Genomic DNA, 2,708 nt, shown 5'->3' with positions numbered 1-2,708 from the left:
GACCGCGTTTCATCCGTCCGTATCCTTCTCGATCGGACTCTACTTTTAAATGGTTACATTTCCGGGGGGCACGTCACTGTGCAGATAGTACAACATCATGATAGTGAGTTTTCGGTTCGATAGCCCCCACCTCTGTTTAGAGGCAACCGAAGAAATAAGAGGCTACCATAAGACCGAATGGCAGAGTGCGCTGCGTATAATAGTGGAGAGAGGAGGCAGAATATTCCTGTCCCAATATACTCAGCCTCTTATTTGCCTTTGAAAAGCAGATTTTTCTCTGTGATCTCTGTATCCGGCTTCCGGGATATTCGTGAAGATCCTGTCGAAAAATCTGTAATTTCCTGATGTAATGTGGAAAAATTTCCTTTGATTCCATCGGAAATTGCCAGAAGTGCCAGTCTGAGAAACTTCAGAGGATCAGGGTAGAAAGGAGCCGAAATCAGCCACTTCATCATCAGGACCGGAAAGAGAAGATAGAAATAATGCCCTGAAAACTGCCTGAAAAACGGAATATCGTTTCTGATAATATAATAGGCTTTCCACAGAGGCTTATAAACTCTCCGGCCGGATGAGGGTGTTCCGCAATCATGAATAAAATGCAGGTCCGGTGCGAAAAGGAGCCTGTAGCCAAGACTGGTCATATTCAGAGTGTAGAGAGAGTCATCTCTGTAAATAAACAGATCCGTCCTAGGGAGGCCAAGTCTGCCCCTGATGAGATCGCAACGGACGAAGAGCCCCACGAAAGACGAAAATGCAACGTCGATCGATGTGCTCGCGGCATAAGCCTTGTCTTCAACCCCTACAAGACCGCTCGTCTTTGACCTTGCAGTCCATAATGTCTGAAGCGATTGGAAAACATTCAGACCTGGCCTGTTCATCGGACATATGGTGTCATCCGGAAAATAAACGGCACTAGCAACTCCGCCAACAGTCTTGTCCAGATTCAGCCGGGAAAACGCCTCCAGAGCCCCATCTCCCGGGAAGGCATCATCATCAAAACAGACGAGCCATTGTGCAGCCGTTTCACTGACAACTGTCTCAAACCCACGTGCAAATCCGCCGGCACCACCAAGATTGACGGCTTCTGTCACAATCAGCAGCCGCGAATCTGTCTGTTCCTGCAGATAAGCTCCGGTTCCGTCATCAGACGCATTATCAATCACGACAACGTGACTAAAAGGCTGCGCGAGTGTTTTCTCCAGCGTATGCCGCAGCTTTCCCAGACGATTAAATGTAACGATAACCGCTGCTACAGAGATCAGATCAGTCTGCATCCCGGAATCAGGCAAGCGGATCAATACAGAAAGCCGATGGCGATACGCCTTCTTTCTCAGCCTTCAGGAACAGATCAGCCGCCTCCAGCGCCTCCGCAATCGTGATATGCATGTCGAGATAGCGATACGTTCCCAGTCGGCCGACAAATGTCACGTTTGCCTCAGATTTTGCTTTCTCTACATAACGTCCGAGTTGTGCCTTATCCCTGACCAGCCTGACAGGATAATAGGGTGTATCTCCGCCTTCACACAGACGGCTGTGCTCACGATAGACGATGGTTTTTTCGTGCTCTTCCCACGGGGTAAAATGCTTGTGCTCGGCAACACGCGTCCATGGCACCGACTCATCACAATAATTGATTACAGCATTTCCCTGATAGTCGCCCTCCGCACGGATCACTTCAAAATCAAGCGTCCGATAGCTCAGCCGCCCGTCTTCATAGCCAAACCAGGCATCAATCGGGCCGCTGTAGAAGACATGATCATATCCTGCAGCCATCTCTCTGGAAAAAGCAGTGTTCAGGTGCAGGCTGATCTCAGGGGCATCAAGGATTTTCTCTACAATATATGTATAGCCATTTTTCGGAATGCCCTGATATTTACTGGAATAGTAATTATCATCATAGCTGAAGCGGACAGGAAGGCGCTTGAGAATGCTTGCGGGTAACTCCGAAGGCTCCATACCCCACTGCTTACGCGTATATCCGTAGAAAAATGTCCGATAGATTTTTTCTCCGACGAAACGAAGCGCCTGCTCTTCAAAAGTCTGAGGGTCGTCGATGCTCTGATCACCCAGAGTTTTTACGAATTCACGTGCCTCTGACGGAGAAAACTGTTTTCCGAAAAGCTGATTGATCGTCATCAGATTGATCGGCAAGGAATACACATGCTGCTGAGCATGCGCCTTAACACGATTGACGTAAGGTACGAATTCATCAAATTTCCGGATATAGTTCCACACTCTTTCATTACTTGTATGGAAAATATGCGGACCGTAAATATGCACCATGACGCCAGTCTGTGCGTCGCGCTCAGTATGACAGTTCCCGGCAACATGCGGTCGGGTATCAAAAACGTCGACGGAAAAACCCTGCTCTGCCAGCTGCCTTGCAATAACACTCCCTGAAAATCCCGCACCGACGACACATATTTTTTTCATCTGAGAACTCCGGCGCCGAAATTTAACAAGAGTATTTCAATTAGTTAAACGATTATAGTCGATCTGCTACCTGCTGCGAATACATGGGGCATATATAATCAACAGACTTAGCGCTTTTTCCTCGCCCTTCCGGATTCCCGAACGCAAAAATCGCCACGAGCTGTGGCTCTGTGGCGCTTGAGGGTATTTTATTGAATCTGGTTGCGGGGACAGGATTTGAACCTGTGACCTTCAGGTTATGAGCCTGACGAGCTACCGGGCTGCTCCACCCCGCG

General features: G+C 48.6%; 2 protein-coding genes and 1 tRNA gene. All 3 read right to left on the bottom strand.

Annotated elements, in window-relative coordinates; genetic code table 11:
• Positions 1 to 248: 248 nt before the first annotated feature.
• Positions 249 to 1,274 (bottom strand): glycosyltransferase, encoded by a 1,026-nt coding sequence (locus tag LOC54_RS12005; RefSeq protein WP_279314021.1) that lies wholly within the window; start codon positions 1,272 to 1,274, stop codon positions 249 to 251.
• Positions 1,275 to 1,281: 7 nt separating this feature from the next.
• Entirely contained in the window at positions 1,282 to 2,433 is a 1,152-nt protein-coding gene (gene glf / locus LOC54_RS12000; protein ID WP_279314020.1) for a UDP-galactopyranose mutase, read from the bottom strand.
• Positions 2,434 to 2,631: 198 nt separating this feature from the next.
• Positions 2,632 to 2,708 (bottom strand) — tRNA-Met (locus tag LOC54_RS11995).

The sequence above is a fragment of the Acetobacter sp. AN02 genome (assembly GCF_029759835.1).
Taxonomy (GTDB): Bacteria; Pseudomonadota; Alphaproteobacteria; order Acetobacterales; family Acetobacteraceae; genus Acetobacter.
This window is presented reverse-complemented; position numbering and strand designations above follow the sequence as displayed.

Excerpts from the sequence above, each read along its gene's own strand:
- LOC54_RS12005 (WP_279314021.1), bottom strand. The coding sequence starts at position 1,274 with ATGCAGACTGATCTGATCTCTGTAGCAGCGGTTATCGTTACATTTAAT.
- glf (WP_279314020.1), bottom strand. The coding sequence starts at position 2,433 with ATGAAAAAAATATGTGTCGTCGGTGCGGGATTTTCAGGGAGTGTTATT.